This is a genomic window from Escherichia sp. MOD1-EC4550, assembly GCF_963876935.1.
Lineage (GTDB): Bacteria > Pseudomonadota > Gammaproteobacteria > Enterobacterales > Enterobacteriaceae > Escherichia > Escherichia coli_F.
Genome location: NZ_CAWNSE010000047.1, coordinates 1 through 351, shown reverse-complemented (window position 1 = coordinate 351; position 351 = coordinate 1). Strand labels below are relative to the sequence as shown.

Here is a 351-nt window from a genome sequence, read left to right as displayed (position 1 = left end):
CGTCTGTCCGGCCAGCGCATTGCCGAACGCGTCGGTGACTTTCACCCGCAGCGTGTTCGCCATCGCACCATCTGCCACTGAGCCGTCCTTGATGACCACCAGATCCGCGATCTTCGCCGTGCTGACATCAGCAATAAACGTCACGTTCTGGCTCAGAGTGCTGTTGCTGATGCTGGCAGTGACCGTACTGGCTCCGGCGGTCTGGCTGGTGACGGAGATTATCGCCGCGCCGTCCGACTCTGTGATAACCGTCGCGGCAACCGCTGCCCCGTTGTCCGCTGAGACGCTGACCGTCTGTCCGGCCAGTGCATTGCCGAACGCGTCGGTGACTTTCACCCGCAGCGTGTTCGC

At 62.7% G+C, this 351-nt stretch carries 1 protein-coding gene; it reads right to left on the bottom strand.

Annotated features, from left to right (window positions below; all coding sequences use genetic code 11):
• Positions 1-351: Ig-like domain-containing protein (locus AACU19_RS20715; protein ID WP_198599096.1), on the bottom strand; the 351-nt coding region annotated here is incomplete at both ends.